This window comes from Citrobacter sp. Igbk 16 (assembly GCF_028069755.1).
GTDB lineage: Bacteria > Pseudomonadota > Gammaproteobacteria > Enterobacterales > Enterobacteriaceae > Citrobacter.
On sequence record NZ_JANEWJ010000009.1, the window covers coordinates 88001 to 111486 of the forward strand.

20 protein-coding genes are annotated in these 23486 nt (G+C 52.8%); 5 read left to right on the top strand and 15 right to left on the bottom strand.

What is annotated here, in order from left to right; all coding sequences use genetic code 11:
* Positions 1 to 7: 7 nt before the first annotated feature.
* From NNO03_RS08560 to NNO03_RS08575, 4 genes are all read right to left on the bottom strand, one after another.
* Entirely contained in the window at positions 8 to 217 is a 210-nt protein-coding gene (locus NNO03_RS08560) for a CsbD family protein (RefSeq protein WP_005132658.1), read from the bottom strand.
* A 136-nt stretch (positions 218 to 353) separates the two neighbouring features.
* Positions 354 to 1673 (bottom strand): MATE family efflux transporter DinF, encoded by a 1320-nt coding sequence (gene dinF, locus NNO03_RS08565; protein WP_271440974.1) that lies wholly within the window; start codon positions 1671 to 1673, stop codon positions 354 to 356.
* 121 nt (positions 1674 to 1794) lie between these two features.
* Entirely contained in the window at positions 1795 to 2403 is a 609-nt protein-coding gene (gene lexA, locus NNO03_RS08570) for a transcriptional repressor LexA (protein WP_103777801.1), read from the bottom strand.
* 109 nt (positions 2404 to 2512) lie between these two features.
* Entirely contained in the window at positions 2513 to 2881 is a 369-nt protein-coding gene (locus tag NNO03_RS08575) for a diacylglycerol kinase (protein WP_003031701.1), read from the bottom strand.
* Positions 2882 to 3052: 171 nt separating this feature from the next.
* On the opposite strand from NNO03_RS08575, the gene plsB reads away from it, so the two are divergent.
* The gene (plsB, locus tag NNO03_RS08580; protein ID WP_188232235.1) at positions 3053 to 5473 is read left to right on the top strand and encodes a glycerol-3-phosphate 1-O-acyltransferase PlsB; all 2421 of its coding nucleotides are present in this window, start codon (positions 3053 to 3055) and stop codon (positions 5471 to 5473) included.
* 59 nt (positions 5474 to 5532) lie between these two features.
* Here plsB and ubiA read toward each other — a convergent pair whose 3' ends face one another.
* From ubiA to malK, 5 genes are all read right to left on the bottom strand, one after another.
* Positions 5533 to 6405: a 4-hydroxybenzoate octaprenyltransferase gene (ubiA, locus tag NNO03_RS08585; RefSeq protein WP_137381186.1), complete on the bottom strand. Its 873-nt coding sequence runs from the start codon at positions 6403 to 6405 to the stop codon at positions 5533 to 5535.
* Between the two features lie 13 nt (positions 6406 to 6418).
* Positions 6419 to 6916 carry a chorismate lyase gene (gene ubiC, locus NNO03_RS08590; protein ID WP_005132668.1) on the bottom strand — a complete coding sequence of 166 codons (498 nt, stop codon included), beginning with the start codon at positions 6914 to 6916 and terminating at the stop codon, positions 6419 to 6421.
* 180 nt (positions 6917 to 7096) lie between these two features.
* The gene (gene malM / locus NNO03_RS08595) at positions 7097 to 8044 is read right to left on the bottom strand and encodes a maltose operon protein MalM (RefSeq protein ID WP_137381187.1); all 948 of its coding nucleotides are present in this window, start codon (positions 8042 to 8044) and stop codon (positions 7097 to 7099) included.
* Positions 8045 to 8157: 113 nt separating this feature from the next.
* Positions 8158 to 9513, bottom strand: coding sequence for a maltoporin (locus NNO03_RS08600; RefSeq protein ID WP_271449296.1), 1356 nt, complete (start codon positions 9511 to 9513; stop codon positions 8158 to 8160).
* Between the two features lie 92 nt (positions 9514 to 9605).
* The gene (gene malK / locus NNO03_RS08605) at positions 9606 to 10715 is read right to left on the bottom strand and encodes a maltose/maltodextrin ABC transporter ATP-binding protein MalK (protein ID WP_271449297.1); all 1110 of its coding nucleotides are present in this window, start codon (positions 10713 to 10715) and stop codon (positions 9606 to 9608) included.
* 361 nt (positions 10716 to 11076) lie between these two features.
* Between malK and malE the strand changes: the two genes are divergently transcribed.
* The 4 genes from malE to xylE all read left to right on the top strand — a co-directional run bounded on the left by malE (position 11077) and on the right by xylE (position 16800).
* Positions 11077 to 12267 carry a maltose/maltodextrin ABC transporter substrate-binding protein MalE gene (malE, locus tag NNO03_RS08610; protein WP_003031680.1) on the top strand — a complete coding sequence of 397 codons (1191 nt, stop codon included), beginning with the start codon at positions 11077 to 11079 and terminating at the stop codon, positions 12265 to 12267.
* A 130-nt stretch (positions 12268 to 12397) separates the two neighbouring features.
* A complete protein-coding gene (malF, locus tag NNO03_RS08615; RefSeq protein WP_121585325.1) occupies positions 12398 to 13942 on the top strand; it encodes a maltose ABC transporter permease MalF in 1545 nt (514 codons plus the stop codon).
* A 156-nt stretch (positions 13943 to 14098) separates the two neighbouring features.
* Positions 14099 to 14989, top strand: coding sequence for a maltose ABC transporter permease MalG (malG, locus tag NNO03_RS08620; protein WP_137381190.1), 891 nt, complete (start codon positions 14099 to 14101; stop codon positions 14987 to 14989).
* A 335-nt stretch (positions 14990 to 15324) separates the two neighbouring features.
* Positions 15325 to 16800: a D-xylose transporter XylE gene (xylE, locus tag NNO03_RS08625; RefSeq protein WP_271440977.1), complete on the top strand. Its 1476-nt coding sequence runs from the start codon at positions 15325 to 15327 to the stop codon at positions 16798 to 16800.
* A gap of 40 nt (positions 16801 to 16840) precedes the next feature.
* On the opposite strand, the gene psiE is transcribed toward xylE, so the two are convergent.
* The 6 genes from psiE to pgi all read right to left on the bottom strand — a co-directional run bounded on the left by psiE (position 16841) and on the right by pgi (position 23325).
* Entirely contained in the window at positions 16841 to 17251 is a 411-nt protein-coding gene (psiE, locus tag NNO03_RS08630; RefSeq protein ID WP_003031674.1) for a phosphate-starvation-inducible protein PsiE, read from the bottom strand.
* A 175-nt stretch (positions 17252 to 17426) separates the two neighbouring features.
* Entirely contained in the window at positions 17427 to 19523 is a 2097-nt protein-coding gene (locus NNO03_RS08635) for a YjbH domain-containing protein (protein WP_271440978.1), read from the bottom strand.
* A complete protein-coding gene (locus NNO03_RS08640; RefSeq protein WP_271449298.1) occupies positions 19523 to 20260 on the bottom strand; it encodes a capsule biosynthesis GfcC D2 domain-containing protein in 738 nt (245 codons plus the stop codon). Before NNO03_RS08640 ends, NNO03_RS08635 begins: the two co-directional genes overlap by 1 nt.
* A complete protein-coding gene (locus NNO03_RS08645) occupies positions 20257 to 20895 on the bottom strand; it encodes a YjbF family lipoprotein (protein WP_271440980.1) in 639 nt (212 codons plus the stop codon). Before NNO03_RS08645 ends, NNO03_RS08640 begins: the two co-directional genes overlap by 4 nt.
* Before the next feature lie 119 nt (positions 20896 to 21014).
* The gene (gene yjbE, locus NNO03_RS08650; protein ID WP_003826562.1) at positions 21015 to 21257 is read right to left on the bottom strand and encodes an exopolysaccharide production protein YjbE; all 243 of its coding nucleotides are present in this window, start codon (positions 21255 to 21257) and stop codon (positions 21015 to 21017) included.
* A gap of 418 nt (positions 21258 to 21675) precedes the next feature.
* On the bottom strand, positions 21676 to 23325 hold the full coding sequence (gene pgi, locus NNO03_RS08655) for a glucose-6-phosphate isomerase (RefSeq protein ID WP_271440981.1): 1650 nt from the start codon (positions 23323 to 23325) through the stop codon (positions 21676 to 21678).
* Positions 23326 to 23486 lie beyond the last annotated feature (161 nt).

Genomic DNA, 23486 nt, shown 5'->3' on the forward strand with positions numbered 1-23486 from the left:
GGGTTAATTACCAGCGGTAATCGTTGCGTTTTTCCCAATCTTTAACTTCTTTCTCCGCCTGATCTTTCGCGTACCCGTATCGTTCCTGGACTTTACCTACCAGCTGGTCGCGTTTACCTTCAATGACCGTCATATCATCATCGGTCAGTTTGCCCCATTGCTCTTTCACTTTACCTTTGAACTGTTTCCAGTTACCGCTGACTTCGTCTTTATTCATCATCAAGTCCTCATCGTTAGGTTGTGAATAGCGAGAGTGCTGCGCCCGGATACATGCTGTTTTTGCTGGGCGTGATAATAAGTGTAGTCAGGGATTCTGGGTTTTATTTACTATTCAGAATTTTTAACCATAAGCATCAGGCAAACCAGGTGCCATTACGCCAGTGACGTCGCCAGATGAAGGCCAGTGAAAGCCCGCGCAGCGCGAGAAAAACGGTTAACGCCAGCCACAAGCCGTGGTTTCCAAGCCACGGTAAAGCCAGTAGCGTTAACGCGAAACCCGCGGCCGCAACGGCCATGCTGTTACGCATTTCCGCGGCTCGTGTTGCGCCAATGAACATCCCGTCCAGCAGATAACACCAGACGCCCACCAGCGGTAAAATCACCTGCCAGATGAGATAGCGATCGGCCAGAAGTTGGATCTGCGGCAATGAGGTCAATAGCGTAATGATCTGCTCGCCGAACAGGGCATAGACCAGGGAAAACAGGATCGCCACGATACCCGACTGCCGGCAAGCCGCCCGCCAGACATCCAGCAACTGGCTACCATCGCGTGCCCCATAGGCCTGGCCAGAGTGCGCTTCTACAGCATAGGCAAATCCGTCCAGCGCGTAAGCGGTGAACGTCAGCAGAGTCATCAGAACGGCATTAACCGCAATGATATCGCCCCCCAGACGCGCGCCCAGCACCGTGATAGCGCCAAAACAGAGTTGCAGCAGCAACGAGCGCAGCATGATGTCGCGGTTAAGCGCCAGTAAACGGCGGAAGTTGCCGCGCCACGCAAGCTTCAACATCGCCAGCGAAATTCCGCGTATATGCAGGACTTTACGTACCATCATCAGGCCGATCAGCAAAGTGGCATATTCGGCAATCACCGTCGCCAGCGCCGCGCCCTGCACGTTCATATGCAGGCCCATCACCAGCCACAAATCGAGCGCGATGTTAAGCACATTGCCAACAATCAGCAGGATAACCGGCGCGCGTGCATACTGGACGCCAAGCAGCCAGCCAAGCAGCACCAGATTTGCCAGCGAGGCGGGCGCGCTGAGCCAGCGGATTTCCAGGAACCTTCGGGCCTGCTCCAGCACCGCTTCACTACCTCCCACGATATGTAACGCCAGGCTGATAATCGGTGTACGAAACAGTGCGATAAGCAATCCGGCACCCAACGCCAGCATCAGCGGCTGAACCAGCGCGCGTGCCAGTGCCTGCGGATTTTTCGCGCCGAACGCCTGGGCTGTCAGACCGGTGGTACTCATGCGTAAAAACAGCAGCAGCATAAAGAGAAAACTGGTCGCTGTTGCGCCAACGGCAACGCCGCCAAGATAGACCGGGCTATCCAGATGACCAATCACCGCCGTGTCCACCAGCCCCAGCAGTGGAACAGTGATGTTGGAGAAAATCATCGGTAAGGCAAGGTGCCAAAGTGCTTTATCAGAGGAGGTAAAGAAAGGCATGGAAAGGAGCCTGAAAAGAAATTAACGCGTTTTTGTAGACCCGATAAGCGTAGCGTCATCGGGCAATTTGCCGGAGAGCGGCGTAAACGCCCTTTCCGGCCTACAGGAAATCAGCTGATCATTACAGCCATTCACCGTTACGAATCACGCCGACAGCCAACCCTTCAATAGTGAAGCTTTGCTCACGCAGGTCAACGATGATCGGTTTGAACTCGCTGTTTTCTGGCAAAAGTTCAACCTTATTGCCCTGCTTTTTCAGGCGCTTAACCGTGACTTCATCATCAATACGGGCAACAACAACCTGGCCATTACGTACGTCCTGTGTTTTATGCACAGCCAGTAAATCGCCATCCATAATCCCGATATCTTTCATCGACATACCGCTGACGCGCAGCAGAAAATCGGCGTTCGGTTTGAACAGTGATGGGTCAACCTGGTAATGGCCTTCAATGTGCTGCTGTGCCAGAAGTGGCTCACCGGCCGCGACACGACCAACAAGCGGTAAGCCTTCCTCTTCTTCCTGCAGCAGGCGAATACCACGCGATGCGCCAGAAACGATTTCCAGCACACCTTTACGCGCCAGCGCTTTCAGGTGTTCTTCAGCCGCGTTTGGGGAACGGAACCCCAAACGCTGCGCGATCTCCGCACGCGTCGGTGGCATACCTGTCTGGCTGATGTGATCTCTAATGAGATCAAACACCTCTTGCTGCCTGGCCGTTAACGCTTTCATTCCGCCCCCTGGGTGTATATACAGTTATGCTGTGAGTATATACAGCTAAAGGCGAATTTGGAACCGCAAACTGCACAAAAAACAGGAGATTTATGAAGTTGTGGAATCTTTATCGCAAATGCGACCACAACAGGATGCCCCAGGTGATCAGAGCGACGAAAATAGAAAGCAATACCGCAGCCGATCCCATATCTTTCGCCCGGCCAGAAAGCTCGTGATACTCAGAACCAACTCGGTCGACAACCGCCTCAATGGCGCTGTTCAGAATTTCAACGATCATCACCAGCATCACCGAACCAATCAGCAGTACGCGGGTAATCGCGTCAACGTCCAGCCAGCAGGCAATGGCTACCCCCAACAGTACGGCAACGCTTTCCTGACGGAATGCCGCCTCATTGATCCATGCGGCGCGGAAACCTTTCCAGGAATAGCCTGCTGCTTTGATAATCCGGGTGAATCCAGTGGTATTATTGGCCATCAAAAGAACCTTTTTACATTATTAGCGTGAGTATTATTGTCTCATTACCCTGTTTGTTTCAGGGCATAAGCAAAGCTGCGCGAAGTATGACGGGATACCACAGAAATTCACTAAACTTTCTGATATCCTTGCAGCGCATTTGCATTATTAACCAGAGGCTTTACATCGTTTATGTCCGGCTGGCCACGAATTTACTACAAATTACTGAATTTACCATTAAGCATCCTGGTAAAAAGCAAGTCTATCCCGGCGGAACCCGCCCCGGAATTGGGACTCGATACCTCTCGTCCCATTATGTACGTCTTACCGTACAACTCAAAAGCTGACTTGCTGACACTGCGTGCCCAATGTCTGGTGCACGACCTCCCCGATCCCCTGGAACCGCTGGAGATAGACGGGACTTTGCTGCCGCGCTACGTGTTTATACACGGCGGCCCGCGTGTATTCACCTATTACACGCCAAAAGAAGAGTCCATCAAGCTGTTCCATAACTATCTCGATCTGCATCGCAGCAACCCCGATTTGGATGTGCAGATGGTGCCGGTATCGGTGATGTTTGGCCGAGCCCCAGGGCGCGAGAAAGGTGAGGTCAACCCGCCACTGCGCATGCTGAATGGCGTGCAGAAATTCTTTGCCGTCTCCTGGCTGGGGCGCGACAGTTTTGTCCGCTTCTCACCTTCCGTCTCCCTGCGCCGCATGGCAGACGAACACGGCACAGATAAAACAATCGCACAGAAACTGGCACGCGTGGCGCGTATGCACTTTGCCCGCCAGCGCTTAGCCGCGGTTGGCCCTCGCCTCCCTGCCCGCCAGGATCTGTTTAATAAACTGCTGGCCTCAAAAGCCATCGCACGCGCGGTGGAAGATGAAGCACGCAGCAAAAAAATCTCCCATGAAAAGGCGCAGCAAAACGCTATCGCATTGATGGAAGAGATTGCCGCGAATTTCTCCTATGAGATGATCCGCCTGACGGACCGTATCCTGGGCTTTACCTGGAACCGTCTGTACCAGGGAATTAACGTTCACAATGCCGAGCGCGTACGCCAACTGGCGCACGACGGGCATGAAATCGTCTATGTACCGTGCCACCGCAGCCATATGGATTACATGCTGCTGTCGTATGTTCTGTACCATCAGGGGCTGGTTCCACCGCATATCGCTGCAGGGATCAACCTGAACTTCTGGCCGGCAGGTCCGATTTTCCGCCGTCTGGGCGCATTCTTTATTCGTCGTACGTTTAAAGGCAATAAGCTCTATTCCACCGTATTCCGCGAATATCTGGGCGAGTTGTTCAGCCGTGGTTACTCGGTTGAATACTTTGTTGAAGGTGGTCGCTCACGTACCGGTCGTCTGCTCGACCCGAAAACCGGCACGCTGTCGATGACCATTCAGGCGATGCTGCGCGGCGGTACGCGTCCGATTACCCTCGTTCCGATTTACATCGGCTACGAGCACGTGATGGAAGTGGGGACTTACGCCAAAGAGCTGCGTGGCGCGACCAAAGAGAAAGAAAGCCTGCCGCAAATGCTACGCGGTTTGAGCAAGCTGCGTAACCTGGGCCAGGGCTACGTTAACTTTGGCGAACCTATGCCATTGATGACCTACCTGAATCAGCATGTGCCGGAGTGGCGCGAATCTATCGATCCTATCGAGTCTATTCGCCCGGCCTGGCTGACGCCGACGGTGAATAACATTGCTGCCGATCTGATGGTACGCATTAACAACGCGGGCGCGGCCAACGCGATGAACCTGTGTTGCACCGCGTTACTGGCTTCCCGTCAGCGTTCTTTGACGCGCGAGCAGCTAACCGAACAGCTCGATTGCTACCTGAGCCTGCTACGCAATGTGCCGTATGCTTCGGATACGACAGTACCGACACAAAGCGCCAGTGAACTGATCGACCACGCCTTGCAGATGAACAAATTTGAGGTTGAGAAAGACACGATCGGTGACATCATCATTCTGCCGCGCGAGCAGGCGGTACTGATGACCTACTACCGCAACAACATTGCGCACATGCTGGTTCTGCCTTCGTTGATGGCCGCGATTGTGACTCAGCACCGTCGGATTTCACGCGCCGCATTGCAGCAGCATATTGAAGCGCTGTACCCGATGCTGAAAGCAGAGCTGTTCCTGCGTTGGGAGCGCGATGAGCTTGCCGGTGTGATTGACGAGCTGGCCAACGAAATGCAGCGTCAGGGTCTGATAACCCTGCAGAACGATGAGCTGCATATCAACCCGGTTCACTCTCGCACGCTGCAGCTGTTGGCTGCGGGCGCGCGTGAAACGCTACAGCGCTATGCCATTACCTTCTGGCTGCTGAGTGCGAACCCGTCCATCAACCGCAGTACACTGGAGAAAGAGAGCCGCACCGTGGCGCAACGTCTTTCCGTGCTGCACGGTATCAACGCGCCTGAGTTCTTCGATAAAGCCGTGTTCAGTTCCCTGGTGCTGACGCTGCGTGACGAGGGCTACATCAGTGATACCGGTGATGCCGAACCGGAAGAAACGATGAAGATTTATCAGATGCTGGCCGAACTGGTCACATCCGATGTGCGTCTGACCATCGAAAGCGCAACGCAGGGCGAGTAAGCATAAAAAAACCGGTCAAAATGAAATGACCGGTTTTTATTTTGCAGGTTAAGCCAAACTCAAAGGTGCCAGTAGCTCATCGCCAGCCCTAAGAACAGCACCAGCCCCACATAGTTATTGTTCATAAACGCTTTAAAGCAGGCATCCCGTTCACGATCGACAATCAGTTTCTGCTGATACACAAACAGCGCGCCCGCCACCAGCAGTGACCAGTAATAGCCCAGCCCCAACCCGTTTAACCAACCCACCGTCGCCATCAGCGCCAAAACACCGACCTGCAGAATGCCAATAATCAGCTTGTCGTTCTGACCGAACAGAATGGCGGTCGATTTAATGCCAATCTTCAGATCGTCATCACGGTCAACCATCGCATACTGGGTGTCATACGCCACCGCCCAGAGAATGTTGGCGAGGAACATCAGCCAGCAGCTCAGCGGTACAGATTCACTGACGGCGGCGAACGCCATGGGAATAGACCAGCCAAACGCCGCCCCCAGCACCACCTGCGGCAGGTGCGTATAGCGTTTCATGAAGGGATAAACCCACGCCAGTGCTAACGCCGCAACGGACAACAAAATCGTCATCGTGTTAAGAGTCAGAACCAGCAGGAAGGCGAGCAACACCAGCACAACAAACAGCGTTCGGGCCTCTTTCTCCGTGACTGCACCGCTCGGCAGCGGTCGGTTTGCGGTGCGTTTGACGTGTCCGTCAAATTTCCTGTCGGCATAATCATTCACCACGCATCCGGCAGCGCGCATCAGCCACACACCGGCGACAAACACCGCCAGTATCCACAATTGCGGTACGCCAGGGGTCGCTACCCACAGCGCCCACAGCGTCGGCCAGAGCAGCAGTAAGGCGCCAATTGGCTTATCCGTACGCATCAAGCGGTGAAACGCCAGCAGCTTATTCTGCGTCAGACTCCACTCCATCTTTATCTTCCTCTCAGTACAACGGCGATGCAGGCAAAAAAAGCTCGGTAAGCATCAGCGGCTTACCGCTCAGCCGCAGGCGGGAACGGCGTCCCCACAGCGCTGCATCACGGCCAATCTCAATAAAATCGCGGGTCAATGTCGATGATGTAAACAGATAGCGCCCGAGCGGGGTTTTCCCCAGATTTTGCAAAGCCAGTTCGGGGCCGCACAAGGTGGATTCCGGCACGACAGTCCGACCGGCAAGCCACGGCTCACCATCCGCGCATAACAGGATTTCCCGCAACCAATAGCGGGATTCTGCCGGCAACAGCGTCAACTCTTCAGTGACCTCATTTTGCCCAACGAATCCTTCTCGTATCAATGTTACGGTGACCTGTTTTCCCTGCTGCTCAAAACGTTTGGTCATGGAATCTTCCAGTAACAACCAGTCGAGCAATTGAGGGTCAAGCGACGGGATCGCATCAAAATAACGCAGAGCACGCAGTTGCGTTAACGCGGGGTGTGGCATGCCTTACTCTCCGATTCATAACCTGAGGGCATTGTATCGCAGAAAAGGCTTTGCGGGGTGAGCAAACACGATTAAGTGATCGGTAGGGCAACATAAGTGTAACAAGTAGCATCGAAGGATAAAAAAAGGTGCGCCAGGAGACGCACCAGTTGTTGCAAAATCAACAATGTGGGGAGATGGTTACCCCTTGCCTTTTACACTGCTGATAAAGGTGGAACGGGCAGATTTGGATCCCAGACGTTCAGCTTCATCAAGCAGCTTCAGCGCTTTATCAACATCACCTTTCGCCACGGCATCCTTAATCGCCTGGTTAAAATAGTTCTCAGTGTCATTCAGCACCGGTTCACTTTTCTTCACAGGTTGCGGTGCCGGCGCGGCTACCGCGGCAGCCGGAGCCGCATAAGCCACCGCAGGCGCTGCGGTATTACCCACTGTCACCGGCCCCGGGCCAGAGGAACCAAATAACGGCCCAACCAGCACGCTGGAGGTGCTGTTGGTTTTCACCTGCAGTTTCACCAGACCATCGGTAGTATGGCGGGCAATCGGGTCCGGAATATCCGGAACAGCGTTGCCCACACCCTTGGCATACGCTTTCGCCGGGTCAAGCAGCGTGGTGGTTTGTTGGAGATCTTTATCAGTAGTAAAGACCAGAACATAAAGCTTCTGCTGTCCCAGCGCTGGCGTCAGACGCATCACGCCTTCCAGGCGATCCGCACTCATCACACCCGGAGCCTGGTAGGTAAAGTAACTGCTGGGGAAGAACGCAGATGGCGTCATGTTCTGATCAAGAATTAAGACGTTTGGCGCAAATACACTGGTTTGTTTGTTAACTTCACTGCTCAGCGTCAGGGTCAGTTCACCAATGTTGGCCGGTACGCTATAGGCGGCAACCGGGCCGCTAATACCGGCAATGTCCAGACGCTGTCCCGCTGTTGCCAACGGGGTTGACTGGGTTTTCGATTGGTCGACTGGCGTCCAGGTCAGCTGTTGCAATGCAGCGGTCGGAATCGACGGTGCAGCGGCGGTGTCCTGCGGAACGATATTCACATCGGCCAGGCTGATTCCAGGAACGCTGGCAAATAACCCTGCCGATAAACAAAGGGCAACGAGACTTTTCTTCATTTTCATTGTTATCACCTCAGAGAGCATGGGTTCAGCGGTGGCCAGGCAATAGCGCGCTAAACCGTAAGTAAGAGGGGCTTACGCCCCTCTTTAGGTCATTACGTCAGGTTAATGCTGGATTACCACCAGATTTCCATCTGGGCACCGAAGGACCACTCGTCGCTATCGCCACGGCTGGTTGTGCTGATACCGGAGTTGGTTGCAGCAGCATATTTAGAGACCGAATCTCCGTTTTTCACGTAGCCCCATTCTTCATCCCATTTGGCATAGGTTGCAAAGACGCGGATTGCCGGACGAGACCAGATGCTATCGCCTGCCTGCCACTGTTGCGCCAGGGTGATTTTGTATTGGCTGTTGCGATCGCCAGTCTGTTGAGATTTGACGTTGTCGTAGCCGACTTCCATCAGGGTGCTCATGATTGGCGTCCATTTGTACATCGGACGAATACCCACGGTGTACCATTCAGTACCCAGGTCGTTATCCATGTCGATATTCTGATACATACCGACGTACATCAGGTCCCACTTGTCGCCCAGAGAGATAGCACCGTGGTCAAGTACGCGCACCAGGCTACCGTTGTTATTGATGTTGTTGTTTACATGATGGATAACGGGATCATTTGGTGTTGCCTGGGTATCGAAGGTTGAACCGTAAGTACCCTGCGAGCCACCTTTACCCTGCGTGGTCATCGCGTCAGTTGCATACTGAACCACGAACTTGTTATAGCCCTTCAGCATGCTCTGAGTATGTTCTGCAGTGAACATCCAGCCATCTTTAGACGCGCTATCCGCGTAACTATAACCGTCAGTTTTATTCGCACGACCGTAGTCAACACCCAGTTCCAGCATGCCGTCCGGGTTAATGGCCATCTGCGCTAAACGCATGTCGAATACGTCGTTCGCGGTATCTTTGGATGTGTCGTAGATATTCTGGCTACTGAAGGTGTAAGAACCACCCGCTTCCTGAGAACGGGTTGCGGCCAGAGACAGTTTACCGAAGCCCAGATCGATGTTTTCAATACCGGCACCAGGACCTGAAATATCCCAGTAGTAGAAGTCGATCATATGGACGTCATGACGCTGGTAGAAACGTTTACCGGCCCAGATGGTGGAACCCGGCAGCCATTCAATCAGGTTTTTACCCTGCACGTTGGCTTCGCGGAAAGCAGGATCGGTCGCTTCCCAGTCATTCTGCTGTGCAACGGAGTAGGCAACGTTGGTGTCGAAGTAGAAGCTCTTATCGCCCTCTTTCCACACTTCCTGACCTAATTTGATTTCCGCATAGGTTTCACATTCGTTACCAAGACGGTATTTACTTTGGGCACCAGTTGCCTGGAAACACTGTTGTTCACCGCCGCTACCTGTCCAGCCAATGCCGGAACGAGCATAACCATGGAAATCCACAGCCATTGCCTGAACAGACATAATGCCTGCTGCTACAGCAACCGCCAGAGGGAGTTTGCGCAGAGTAATCATCGTTCTATCTCCTGAGATCATTGCTTTTCTTTAAACGCTGCCACCTTCTGCAACTACGAATGGTTTTGCGTTTCGTTTTTTTTATGGGGACCTTAAACGCCCGGCTCCTGATGCAACCGACGACATGCAGTGCCATCCTCACGGAACAGATGGCAACGCTCTGGCGGCAGGCCGATAGCGAATGTGGCACCCTCTTCTACCAACACCACGTCGTTCTGGCGGTAAACCAGGTTCTGACGGATGGCGGGGATCTGGATATGGATTTGAGTTTCGTGACCAAGCTGCTCGACTACCTGTACTTCACCTTCGAGGGTGACATCAGCAATATCGCTGGGCAGCAGATGTTCCGGGCGGATACCTAAAGACATATTGGCGCCAACCTGCACCGCGCGGCTTTCCACTGGTAGCCATATTTGCTGGCGGTTAGGCAGCTCAACCTGAACCTGATCGATCGCCGTTGCCGTCACTTTCACCGGCAGGAAGTTCATCTTTGGCGAACCAATAAACCCGGCAACAAAGCGGTCAGCCGGGTAGTGGTATAGCTCGAGGGGTTTACCGACCTGCGCAACGCGGCCGGCATCCAGCACCACAATTTTGTCGGCCAGGGTCATCGCTTCGACCTGATCGTGGGTGACGTAAATCATCGTGCGGCCAAGACGCTTATGCAGGCGGGAGATTTCAATGCGCATCTGGACGCGCAGTGCGGCATCGAGGTTTGACAGCGGTTCGTCCAACAGAAAGACACGTGGCTCTGCAACCAGCGTACGGCCAATTGCCACACGCTGACGTTGCCCACCGGAGAGCGCTTTGGGTTTGCGCTCCAGCAGATGGGCCAGTTGCAGCACCTCCGCAACCTGATTAACACGCTGGTTCATCACCTCTTTTTTCGCGCCAGCGAGTTTGAGGCCAAATGACATGTTTTCTGCGACGGACAAATGGGGATACAGCGCATAGGACTGGAAGACCATCCCCACACCACGTTCGGCGGGTGGAATGTCGTTCATCCGGGTCTCCCCGATAAACAAATCACCATTGGTAATGGTCTCAAGTCCGGCGATCATACGCAGCAAGGTTGACTTACCACAGCCTGACGGTCCGACAAACACCACGAATTCCCCTTCGTGAATGTCGAGATTGATATCTTTCGATACCACCACGTCACCCCAGGCTTTCGTTACATTTCGCAGCTGTACGCTCGCCATGCCCTTCTCCCTTCGTTACAACCTGTCATCGACAGCAACATTCATTGATGGATTGACTATGCGTTATCCCTTAACTGCGTGAATCCTCCACCCCCCAGCTTTTTTATGGGGGAGGAGGCGGGAGGATGAGAGAGCAGCGTCTGAGACCCTGGCTACCTGCCTCAGAGGAATTTCGTGATGCAGCCTGCAAAAATCAGTGGGTTTTTATGTGCGCCAGTACGCATTACTCACATTTATGTAACACAGATCACATAAAGAACGGGTGGGGCGTAGGGGTAAGGAGGATGGAAAGAGGTTGTCGTATAAAGAAACTAGTAACCGTTAAGCCACCTCTGCAAAATCACCAAACAGGATGGGAACTATGAAAATCAAAACTGGCGCACGCATCCTCGCATTGTCCGCATTGACGACGATGATGTTCTCCGCCTCGGCTCTCGCCAAGATTGAAGAAGGTAAGCTGGTTATCTGGATTAACGGCGATAAAGGCTACAACGGCCTCGCTGAAGTGGGCAAAAAATTCGAGAAAGACACGGGTATCAAAGTCACCATTGAGCACCCTGACAAGCTGGAAGAAAAATTCCCGCAGGTTGCCGCGACCGGTGATGGCCCGGACATCATCTTCTGGGCGCATGACCGTTTTGGTGGTTATGCACAGTCTGGCCTGCTGGCTGAAATCACGCCGGACAAAGCGTTCCAGGACAAACTCTATCCGTTCACCTGGGATGCCGTACGCTATAACGGCAAGCTGATTGCCTACCCAATCGCGGTTGAAGCGCTGTCGCTGATTTATAACAAAGACCTCGTGCCGAACCCGCCAAAAACATGGGAAGAAATCCCGGCGCTGGATAAAGAGCTGAAGGCAAAAGGCAAATCTGCACTGATGTTCAACCTGCAAGAACCGTACTTCACCTGGCCGCTGATTGCTGCCGACGGTGGTTACGCATTCAAGTTTGAAAACGGCAAGTACGATGTGAAAGACGTCGGTGTGGATAACGCTGGCGCGAAAGCCGGTCTGACCTTCCTGGTTGATCTCATCAAGAACAAACACATGAACGCGGATACCGACTATTCCATCGCTGAAGCGGCCTTTAACAAAGGCGATACCGCGATGACCATTAACGGTCCGTGGGCATGGTCGAACATCGACAAGAGCAAAATCAACTACGGCGTAACGCTGCTGCCAACCTTCAAAGGCAAAGCGTCTAAACCGTTTGTTGGGGTACTGAGCGCCGGTATTAACGCCGCCAGCCCGAACAAAGAACTGGCGAAAGAGTTCCTCGAAAACTACCTGCTGACCGATCAGGGTCTGGATGAAGTGAACAAGGACAAACCGCTGGGCGCCGTTGCGCTGAAATCCTTCCAGGATCAATTAGCAAAAGATCCTCGCATCGCGGCCACCATGGATAACGCCCAGAAAGGCGAAATCATGCCGAACATCCCGCAGATGTCAGCATTCTGGTACGCCGTTCGTACCGCAGTGATCAACGCAGCCAGCGGTCGTCAGACTGTTGATGCTGCACTGAAAGACGCGCAGGGTCGTATCACCAAGTAGTGCTGTAGCACACGTGCCGGATGGCGGCATAAATGCCTTATCCGGCCTACAACTCACCGTAGGCCGGATAAGCGCAGCGCCATCAGGCACTTTTGCCGACAGATGTTCAATGTTGTAGAGGAAGATCCCCATGGATGTCATTAAAAAGAAACACTGGTGGCAAAGCGACACGCTGAAATGGTCAGTGATGGGTCTGCTTGGGCTACTGGTCGGTTACCTTGTTGTTTTGATGTACGCTCAGGGGGAGTACCTGTTTGCCATCATGACGCTGATTTTAAGCTCTGCTGGCCTGTATATTTTCGCTAACCGTAAAGCCTATGCCTGGCGCTATGTTTATCCTGGTGTCGCGGGGATGGGGCTGTTTGTTCTGTTTCCGTTGGTTTGCACCATTGCCATTGCCTTTACCAACTACAGCAGCACTAACCAGCTGACCTTTGAACGCGCTCAACAAGTCCTGATGGAGCGTTCATATCAGGCGGGCAAAACCTATAATTTCGGCTTGTACCCGGCGGGTGATGAGTGGCAACTGGCCCTTACCGACGGTGAAACAGGAAAAAATTACGTTTCCGACGCCTTTAAATTTGGCGGCGAGCAGAAACTGCAACTGAAGGACGCTGATGCACTGCCAACTGGCGAACGCGCGACGCTGCGCATCATCACCCAAAATCGTCAGGCGCTGACGCAGTTAACGGCCATTCTGCCGGATGACAGCAAAGTTATCATGAGTTCACTGCGTCAGTTCTCCGGCACGCAGCCGCTCTATACGCTCGCTGATGACGGCACACTCACCAATAACCAGAGCGGCGTAAAATACCGCGCCAACAACGATATTGGTTACTATCAGGCCATTAACGCTGACGGGAGCTGGGGTACAGAAAAGCTCAGCCCAGGCTATACCGTCGCTATTGGGTGGGACAACTTCACCCGCGTCTTTACCGACGAGGGCATCCAGAAGCCGTTCTTCGCCATCTTTGTCTGGACGGTAGTCTTCTCGGTACTGACCGTTATTTTGACCGTTGCGGTAGGGATGGTGCTGGCCTGTCTGGTGCAGTGGGAATCCCTGAAAGGCAAAGCGATTTACCGCGTCCTGCTGATCCTGCCCTACGCCGTACCGTCGTTTATCTCGATTCTGATTTTCAAAGGATTGTTCAACCAAAGTTTTGGTGAAATCAACATGATGCTGAGCACACTGTTTGGCATCAAACCGGCCTGGTTCAGCGACCCGACCACCGCGCGTTCGATGATTATTATCGTCAATACCTGGTTGGGCTATCCGTACATGATGATCCTGTGCATGGGTCTGCTGAAGGCGATTCCTGATGACCTGTATGAAGCATCAGCAATGGATGGCGCAGGCCCGTTCCAGAACTTCTTTAAGATTACGCTTCCGCTGCTGATTAAGCCGCTAACGCCGCTGATGATTGCCAGCTTTGCCTTTAACTTTAACAACTTCGTGCTGATTCAGCTGTTGACCAACGGTGGCCCGGACCGACTTGGCACCACCACGCCAGCCGGTTATACCGACCTGCTCGTGAGCTACACCTACCGTATCGCCTTTGAAGGCGGTGGCGGGCAGGACTTCGGTCTGGCGGCGGCGATTGCCACGCTGATCTTCCTGCTGGTAGGCGCACTGGCGATCGTGAACCTGAAAGCCACACGTATGAAGTTTGATTAATTGGAATAACCAGGCGTCATTGGCGCGGGCAGTTTGAGCTCGGCCAGCGCGGAAGAACCGGAGCGTACACGTAGTACGTGAGGATTCTGAGCACTGCCGAGTTCAAAATGGCAAGCAAAATAGCCTGGAGCGGTATCAAGGGGAGTAAAAAATATTATGGCTATGGTACAACCTAAATCTCAGAAGCTCCGCCTTCTAATCACGCACTTAGGGCTACTGATTTTCATTGCGGCGATCATGTTCCCGCTGCTGATGGTTATTGCCATCTCGCTGCGCGAAGGTAACTTCGCCACTGGCAGTCTGATCCCGGAAAACATCTCCTGGGAGCACTGGAAACTGGCGCTGGGCTTTAGCGTAGAGCACGCGGATGGTCGTGTGACGCCACCGCCTTTCCCGGTGCTGTTATGGCTGTGGAACTCAGTGAAAGTAGCCACCATTACCGCGATCGGTATTGTGACGCTCTCCACCACTTGTGCTTATGCCTTTGCCCGCATGCGTTTCCCGGGCAAAGCAACGCTGCTGAAAGGGATGCTGATTTTCCAGATGTTCCCGGCGGTGCTGTCCCTGGTGGCGTTATACGCGTTGTTTGACCGTCTGGGCCAATATATTCCGTTTATCGGTCTCAACACCCATGGCGGCGTGATCTTCGCTTATCTTGGCGGTATCGCGCTGCATGTATGGACGATTAAAGGCTATTTCGAAACCATTGATGGATCGCTGGAAGAAGCGGCCGCGCTGGATGGCGCAACGCCGTGGCAGGCTTTCCGCCTGGTGCTGTTGCCGCTCTCGGTACCGATTCTGGCGGTCGTGTTTATTCTGTCATTCATTGCCGCCATTACTGAAGTCCCGGTCGCATCACTGCTGCTGCGTGATGTGAACAGCTACACCCTTGCGGTAGGTATGCAGCAGTACCTCAATCCACAGAACTATTTGTGGGGCGACTTTGCCGCCGCAGCTGTACTTTCCGCCATTCCGATCACGCTGGTATTCCTGTTGGCACAGCGCTGGCTGGTCAACGGCCTGACCGCGGGTGGTGTGAAAGGTTAAGTTTCATCAAAGTAGTTGTGTTACCCCGCCCGGCAACGGGCAATGCCACTGCAACCCTCAACTTATGTTATCCCAACCTGTGACTGTTATTCGGCGCTCTACGGAGCGCCCTTTTTTTATGTTATTTTGCATTGCCGTTATGATTATTTCCTTTCGTGCTCTCCATCACTGCAATTAAATTCTCCACCTGACTGGCAACATATTAAACAGAGCTAAGATCACAGAAAAGACAAAACGTAATTGCAATGTAAAAAATGATAATTGTCTTCCCTGCCTGTTAAATCCACCATCTCCAATACTGATAAAAAGAGCTGTATCGTCTAAGGCAGGTCTGAATGAATACCCAATATAATTCCAGCTATATATTTTCGATTACGCTAGTTGCTACATTAGGAGGTCTATTATTTGGTTATGACACTGCGGTCATATCCGGTACGGTAGAGTCCTTAAATACTGTTTTTGTTGCCCCACAAAACCTCGGTGAATCCGCCGCTAACTCGCTGTTAGGTTTCTGTGTTGCCAGTGCACTGATTGGCTGCATCATCGGCGGCGCGCTTGGCGGGTATTGCAGTAACCGCTTTGGTCGCCGGGATTCGCTGAAAATCGCTGCGCTGTTATTTTTTATTTCCGGCATCGGTTCCGCATGGCCAGAATTAGGTTTTACCACCATTAATCCCGATAATGCTGTACCTGTTTATTTAGCAGGGTATGTCCCCGAATTCGTTATTTATCGCATCATCGGTGGTATTGGCGTAGGTTTAGCTTCCATGCTTTCACCTATGTATATTGCTGAGCTGGCTCCGGCACATATTCGTGGAAAACTGGTTTCCTTTAACCAATTCGCGATTATTTTTGGCCAGTTGCTGGTGTACTGCGTTAACTATTTTATTGCCCGTTCTGGTGATGCCAACTGGCTGAATACCGATGGCTGGCGATATATGTTTGCCTCCGAAAGTATCCCCGCCCTGCTGTTTTTACTGCTGCTGTATACCGTACCAGAAAGCCCACGTTGGCTGATGGCGCGCGGCAGACATGAGCAGGCAGAAGGTATTCTGCGCAAAATTATGGGTAGCACACTCGCCACTCAGGCAATGCAGGAGATTAATCAGTCACTTGAGCATGGACGCAAAACCGGTGGTCGTCTGTTGATGTTTGGTGCAGGCGTGATCGTCATCGGCGTGATGTTATCCATCTTCCAGCAGTTTGTCGGCATCAATGTCGTGCTGTACTACGCACCGGAAGTCTTCAAAACGCTTGGGGCCAGCACCGATGTGGCGCTATTGCAGACCATTATTGTCGGTGTAATCAACCTCAGCTTCACCGTGCTGGCTATCATGACGGTGGACAAGTTTGGTCGTAAACCGCTGCAGATCATTGGCGCACTCGGCATGGCAATTGGGATGTTCAGCCTCGGCACTGCATTTTATACACAGGCTTCCGGCCTGGTGGCGCTGCTGTCGATGCTGTTTTATGTCGCAGCATTCGCTATGTCCTGGGGACCGGTGTGTTGGGTGTTGCTGGCAGAAATCTTCCCCAATGCGATTCGCGGTAAAGCACTCGCCATTGCGGTCGCAGCCCAGTGGCTGGCGAACTACTTCGTCTCCTGGACCTTCCCGATGATGGACAAAAACTCCTGGCTGGTTTCCCATTTCCACAACGGTTTCTCCTACTGGATTTACGGTTGTATGGGCATTCTGGCGGCGCTGTTCATGTGGAAATTCGTACCGGAAACCAAAGGTAAAACACTGGAAGAACTTGAAGAGCTGTGGGAACCCGCAGCAGAGAAAGCCAAACCCGTCTCTGCACAATAAGACTGACCTGCAACACGCCGCCCCAACGGCGTGTTGTTTTTTACTCTCGCTTCAACCGCTTCGAGTTGCACAGCCACAGGGTGATCACCAGCAGCAGGATCGCCGCAGAGTAGATCAGCACATCCATGGGTGCTTTATGATCGACAATGATCAACCGCACAATCGCCGTGATCCCGATATAGACAAAGTAGCGCAGCGGAAAGTGAAACCCTGACTGAAAATACTTCACAATCAGCGCGATAAATTCAAAGTACAGAAAGTAAACCACCAGTCCTTCCACCAGCTCATATTTGCTGGTTTGTTCCGGCGCGAACAACACATCTGCCAGATGCAGCGTTTCTTTCCCGAGGAATACGACCAGGATCAGGCCCAGACTCAGCAGCCCCAGATTCAACACGGTCTGCAAGATGGTGGAGATAAACTCCACGCGCGGACGAGATAGCGACGTCATAACAGCACCTCTTACTCAGTGGCGAGGTTCCTGTATAACGCAAAAATGTGACAGAGATCTACATTTTTTGTTTAGATTTTGTTCGCACAACGGTTCTTGCCGGATGGCGGCTTTGCCTTATTCGGCCTGCCGTAGGCCCGGTAAGCGTAGCGCCACCGGGCGATCAACATTCACATCAACGGAAGTTCTCACTCCTGTCACTGGTCATATCGTACAAACCAAACTTACGCCCAAGCTGCTGACCACCATCACGCGTTAACGGTGTCCAGCCTATCGCTGCACGGCTGCGGGTTGGACCAGAGGAGAAAAGATCCAGCGGCACGGAAACGTACACCCCTTTGGTGAAATCCCCCTCTCCGTACTCGTCCGGCGATGCATTCGTGATAGTCGCATAGCCGCCAACTATCACGCCGCTATCGAAGCGTTTCGCAATTTCCAGCGTGCCGCCTTTATCACCCGCCAGATACTGCCCCACGCTGGCTTTCACCAGAACATCCTGAGCAAACGAAGGATTCCAGTACGCCGTCAAATGCCCGGTCTTCACGCTGTAGTCGGTGAACTTCATCATGTCCTGTGCGCTACGCCAGTCACGCTGTTTCACGTAGTTGGCGTCAATGCCAAACGCCCAGTTGCTGTCCAGCGGACGATACAATACTTCCGCGCCCGCCCCGCCGTACATGGTTTCCAGATAACCGCCGTAAACCTGTCCATAGAATCCATTACCGAGAGACTGGAAGTAATTGGCCTGCAGGTTATTCACGTAGACGTCGTTCTGTACATACTCACGCACATGGGTACGCACCCGCGGTAAATGCGAATCCTGCGGTGGGTTAGTGTAGTTAAACTTGTCGTAGTTATTGGCGAGGTTGGCAAACAGGCTACCGGTGGTCAGCAGGTGATCCGTGACCCACAGATCCGCCGTTCCCATCACGCCCAGTTGATACATATAGAAGTTTTCCGGGCCACCCACCGACTGGTTAAGTACCGGATCGATGTGAAAATCGAAACGTGATTTGTCGATATACCAGCCCTGCTCGGTAGTATTCGGCACCACGGGCTCAACGCGTTTTTGCGCCAGTTGGGTTTCATGACCCAGCGGCTCGCCTTCCAGATGGCGCTTGAGGCTGGAAACCTCCGTTTCGGTCGTCACCTGCGGTAAGTTCAGGCGATTTTCCGTAATGCGGATCGTGCGGATCCCGTCAGGGAGATCGTTCATCACGATCCGGTTGGCGCGTTCGATCCCTTCACGCGAATCACGGTATTTCACCTGTTCACCGGTGACGTATAGCGTATCGCCCTGCACCTGAATTTTAGGGTCTGCCAGCCCAGCGTTATATTTCAGCAACGTTAGCTGATTCGCCACCACAGAATGTTGCAGGATGGCATCCTGGGGCTGGGGCTGATATTTCGGGCGGGCATTGTCATTATACGCGGGCCGCAGATCGTTAAAGTTGGTACGCAGCGTGAAGCCAAACATAACAGTGTTGCCACGTTCGTAGCTGAGGTTAACGTCGGCCCAATCGGTGACGCGATAAATAGCGCCGACGTTAAACTTGCTCTTCTGATCCAGCTTACCCGCAAAATCCTGCTGATAATTATTGCCTTCATACTCCAGCTTCAAACGCAGCGGCTGCCAGGGGGTTTGATATTCCACACCGCCAAACAACGATGCCGGACCATGGAACATCTGACTACCATCGATAGAACCCGCCTGTTTGTAGCTATTGTCGCGATAACAGAATTTATCGCTGTAGGAACACAGCGGGTTGCTGACGTTGCCGCTGGTCCCCAGGTAGCCCCAGCCAAGACCCAGTGAGAAATCAAACGGTCCCCAGGCTTTACTCGCCACGATGTACTCCGCATCAAACAGACCGGTTCCACCAATATCCCGTGCACCAACCGCGACCTGCGGCATCCAGTAACTCTCTTCCCACAACCGCAGTTTGAGGTCAAACGCCTTATCCTTGTATGTCTGATCGCCAGAAAACGACTCTACACTGCTGTACTTTTTGGTGCGAACATCGGTATAGCGCAGCGTGGTTTCCAGCCAGGGGAAAAGCTGCACCGACCCTGAGTAGTAACGGTATTGATCGTTATCGCGGTAGTTGAGGCTCATTTCACCTTCACGGGCCATCCGCGCAGTCGGGGTTTGCAGCAGCCCCACGCCGCCAAAATCGGACTGTGATGGTCCAACGGGTGCAGGCCAGGTTTCACCGTGGCAGGCAACGCTCACGCCCAGCGCCAACAGGCTGAGCAGATAAGTTTTTCTCATTATTCAGGGATCCGCTGAGTCAGGGTGCGAAGAACATCGGCATTGATTTCATCCGGAACGTTGCTCCAGACGGCTTCGGAAAGTCCGACAAAAATGATGCTGCCGGGCATCGGCTCAACGTGGCGTTTGTTCCAGTAAGCCACTGGCGCTTTCTGCATATGTCCGTCGGGATAGACCACCCACGCATAGCTGCGATCTGCACCGCTGAGCCGATGTTGTTCAGCGAGATAACTGGCCACATCACGGCCGGGCATAAACGGTTGTTTACCCGGACGACTTAGTAAGCCAAATAGCGTTATCTCCGTTGGCTGTGGACCAACCCACAACGAGTAATTACCCTGCAACGGCGGGTTGCCTCGTTCGCTGACGCGCACAACATCCGGGTCGAGGTTAATCTTCTGTCTGCCGGTTATCTTCACTGCCTGAATCTGCTGGCGTAGCGCGTTAATCGCTGCAGCATCCTCACCACTTTCCTCTGCACTCAGCACTGCCAGGCGCGCCAGTAATGCCTGCTGCTGGCGTTGTGCCGAGATAGTGGCTTGCGCTTCACCGAGAACCGCTGCCGGCCACCAGCTGTTGCTTAATCGTGGCTGCCCCACCAGGTCGATCAGATGTTCAGCACCGGTCAACATCTGCGGTTCTGAGTGGCCTGCGATCATCACTTTTACGTCACCTGCGGCAAAAACAGATGACATACTCAGACTGACGAGCAACGCGGTAATTGTCCGTTTCATCATGGTTTTGCCGCCTTAATCAGCGTGGTTTTCACCAGGAAGAAGTGTGCACCCAGATACTGCTCTGACTGACGGATTTGCCCTTCATTGTCGATCCAGTAGCGGTTATGCCAGTGCGCCTGATCGGTCGTCACCTCTTCGTCCAGCACCCGAACCGCGGTCTCTTCGCTGCCCACGCTGATGCTATCAGGGCCATCCCATTTGAAAATCGAGTGGGCAGTGGCGTAACGGACCTGTTGATGCTCAGTCCAGCCCATCGTTCGGGTCCACGTTGCGCCATCGACTATCTGATTGGGCTTGATCAGTGGATCCGCCGCCAGATTATTCACCTCGATCAGGTTGTCGCCACCGAGTTGCGTTTTCACCAGTCGCCCATGCTGCGTTACGAGAATGGCCCGATCCTGAGTCACCCATTTCTGCTGCCCGTTTTCGGTAAAAGCGAGCACGACAAACAGCCGGGGACCACCGTTGAGCTGCATATACTGGCTGGCGTAGGGCATATTGTGGATATCATCATCCGTCATCAGAACGCCAGGTGACCCAAACACACTCTCCCACAGCGAATGACCCAGCCCTTCGGTGGTAGCTGAACACGCTTGTAATAACAGGCAAACCAATATCAGCGCTGGTCGCTTCACGACGCTTCTCCGCATTATTGCCGGGTGATGCTATGTTTACCCCGGCCTACAAATCCCACAGGCTTATGGCAATCCAAAATAACCACACCGAAGTGTGGTTATGGTTAAACGTACCGGTACTACTGGGTACTGGTGGTTGTAGTAGTGGTTGTTCCGGTATTAGAACCATCGCCACCACCGGTTGCCGCCAGGGCGACCCCCACCGCAGAACTTACGGTGCTCACGCTGGTTGCGGAGGAACTTCCTGCCGAAACCGATGCCGCTGCCGACCCTGCGGCCTCCCCCACCTGAACGGGGGCGGCATAAACAGAGGTCGCCGCAAGCGCAGATATAGCCCACAGGCCATACAGAACTTTTTTCATCACAAATTCCCTTCATTGCATGAATGGAGATTTACCCAAAAGAATTTCGGGCGAGATCGAGTATACACAACCAAAGTATGCAAATTAGACCAGCCGGATATTTAGGATAATTAGATGGCAAGAAATGAAATTATTAACCACTTATAACAAAGTTAAATTAATCAATCAGTTAAAATATATAAATAAAAAATACAATACCCGGAAAATCTGAAAATATCAGAAACAGGATAACGTTGAATGAATTATTTTAGGATTAAGCTCAATTAAGAAATGAAGAAAAGGTGTAGATATCCTGGAGTAATCTTATAAAAAAGCCGATATTAATATCGGCTTTTTTATTTCATTAATGCCGGATGGCGGCGAAACGCCTTATCCGGCCTACAAGTGTGCGCCTGTAGGCCTGATTAGCGCAGCGCCATCAGGCACGCCAGGACTTATAACGGTTAATCAAACCGTTGGTCGAGCAATCATGGCTGGTGATTTCTTTATCATCATTCAGTTCCGGCAGAATGCGGTTTGCCAGCTGTTTGCCCAGTTCCACGCCCCACTGGTCGAAAGTGAAGATGTTCAGGATGGCACCCTGAGTAAAGATTTTATGTTCATACAACGCAATCAACGCACCCAGGCTAAACGGCGTGATTTCACGCAGCAGAATAGAGTTCGTCGGACGGTTGCCTTCAAACACTTTGAACGGCACAACGTGTTCGAGCTGGGCCGGATCTTTACCCTGATCGCGATATTCCTGCTCAACCACTTCACGAGATTTACCAAATGCCAGCGCTTCGGTCTGAGCGAAGAAGTTAGACAACAGTTTCGGATGGTGATCAGACAGCGGGTTATGGGTGATCGCCGGCGCGATAAAGTCACAAGGAACCATTTTGGTACCCTGGTGAATCAGCTGGTAGAACGCATGCTGGCCGTTAGTACCCGGCTCACCCCAGATGATTGGGCCAGTCTGGTAGTCCACGGCGTTACCGTTACGGTCAACGTATTTACCGTTGGATTCCATGTTGCCCTGCTGGAAGTAGGCCGCGAAGCGGTGCATATACTGGTCGTACGGCAGGATTGCTTCGGTTTCTGCACCGAAGAAGTTGTTGTACCAGATACCGATCAGCGCCAGCAGTACCGGCAGGTTTTTCTCCGCCGGGGTGGTGGAGAAGTGTTTGTCCATCGCATGTGCACCGGACAGCAACTCAACGAAGTTGTCGAAGCCCACGGACAGAATGATGGACAGGCCAATGGCAGACCACAGAGAGTAACGACCGCCAACCCAGTCCCAGAACTCAAACATGTTGGCAGTATCAATACCAAACTCGCCAACCGCTTTACCGTTGGTGGACAGCGCAGCAAAGTGTTTCGCAACGTGTTTATTGTCACCAGCGGTCGCCAGGAACCAGTCGCGCGCGCTGTGGGCGTTGGTCATGGTTTCCTGGGTGGTGAAGGTTTTAGACGCGACCAGGAACAGCGTGGTTTCCGGGTTCACTTTCTTCAGCACTTCGGCAATGTGCGTACCATCGACGTTAGACACAAAGTGCATATTCAGGTGATTTTTATATGGACGCAGCGCTTCGGTCACCATGAACGGGCCGAGGTCGGAGCCGCCGATACCGATGTTCACCACATCCGTGATCGCTTTGCCGGTGTAGCCTTTCCAGCTTCCGGAGATAATCGCTTCAGAGAAGGATTTCATTTTCTCCAGCACCGCATTCACTTCCGGCATCACATCTTTACCATCAACGATGATCGGCGTATTGCTACGGTTGCGCAGCGCCACGTGCAGCACGGCGCGGTCTTCGGTGCGGTTGATTTTCTCACCGGAGAACATGGACTTGATGGCACCCGCCAAATCGGTCTCTTTCGCCAAATCCTGCAGTTTAGCCAGCGTCTCTTCCGTGATACGGTTTTTGGAGAAATCCACCAGCATCAAATCGTCAAACGTCGCGGAAAACTTAGTGAAACGATCGCTATCTTTCGCGAACAGGTCCGCGATAGTAACGTCTTTCATCTCTTCAAAGTGTTTTTGTAGTGCCTGCCAGGCTGAGGTCTGCGTTGGATTGATGTTTTTCATTAGCAATACTCTTCTGATTTTGAGAATTGTGACTGGGATCGATTGTAACGCCAGTCACAGAAAAGTGTGATTGTTTTAATGCCATTGCCAGGGCATCCGCCAAACGTGGCTAAAAAGTATAGCGGTTTTCAGCGTTGTTATTAGTACCGTTACTCAACGCA